The 935-nt window shown below is 63.7% G+C and carries 2 protein-coding genes; one reads left to right on the forward strand and one right to left on the reverse strand.

From position 1 onward, the window contains the following. The coding region (locus tag G3436_RS26545; RefSeq protein WP_243667350.1) for a methyl-accepting chemotaxis protein at positions 1–444 on the forward strand (444 nt) is incomplete at its 5' end. A 3-nt stretch (positions 445–447) separates the two neighbouring features. On the opposite strand, the gene G3436_RS26550 is transcribed toward G3436_RS26545, so the two are convergent. Continuing rightward, the gene (locus G3436_RS26550; RefSeq protein WP_163951315.1) at positions 448–801 is read right to left on the reverse strand and encodes a DUF1428 domain-containing protein; all 354 of its coding nucleotides are present in this window, start codon (positions 799–801) and stop codon (positions 448–450) included. Between the last annotated feature and the right edge of the window lie 134 nt (positions 802–935).

Here is a 935-nt window from a genome sequence, read left to right on the forward strand (position 1 = left end):
GAAGCGGCGCGTGCCGGTGAGGCCGGGCGTGGTTTTGCCGTGGTGGCCGACGAGGTGCGCACCCTGGCCTACCGTACGCAGCAGTCGACCCAGGAAATCGAGCAGATGATGACCAGCGTGCAGCAGGGCACACAGGCGGCGGTGCAATCGATGCAGGTCAGTACCAGCCGGGCCCAGTCAACGTTGGGCATCACCCAGGCGTCGGGGCAGGTGCTGGAAGGCATCTACCTCGCCATTGGCCAGATCAACGAGCGCAACCTGGTGATAGCCAGTGCGGCTGAAGAGCAGGCGCAGGTGGCCCGCGAGGTGGACCGCAACCTGCTCAACATTCGTGAATTGTCGGGGCGTTCGGCGGCGGGTGCGCAGCAGACCCGCGCGGCCAGCCAGGCCTTGTCGGGCCTGGCCCAGCAGCTGTCGGCGCTGGTGCAGCGCTTCAGCGTCTGATCGCTAGCGGTTGACCAGCATCTGGAAGCCGCCGTAGATCATCCGTTGCCCGTCGAAGGGCATCGGATTGGTGTCGGGTTTCAGGCGAGGGTCTTGCATGGCTTTTTGCATGCCGGCGTCGCGTACCTGGCGCGACGGCCAGATGATCCATGAAAACACCACGGTTTCGTCGTCCTTGAGCTTGACCGCCATGGGGAACGACGTGAGCTTGCCGTCGGGCACATCATCGCCCCAGCAGTCCACGACGCTGAGTGCGCCGTGTTCCTTGAACACGGCTGCGGCGGTTTCGGCGTGTTGCTTGAAGGCATCGCGCTGGGTGTTGGGCACGGCAATGACACAGCCATCTACGTACGACATGGTTGATCTCCGGGTGGGTTGATGTGCAGATGGTCGAAGGGTGAGGGGGAATCGACGGCATGGAGGGGTATTGCGACCGGTGGTAGGTGTTGGCTTCACGAGGCAACGCCGATCTGACAGGCCATGGTACGTTG

The sequence above is a fragment of the Pseudomonas brassicae genome, assembly GCF_010671725.1.
GTDB classification, from domain to species: Bacteria; Pseudomonadota; Gammaproteobacteria; order Pseudomonadales; family Pseudomonadaceae; genus Aquipseudomonas; species Aquipseudomonas brassicae.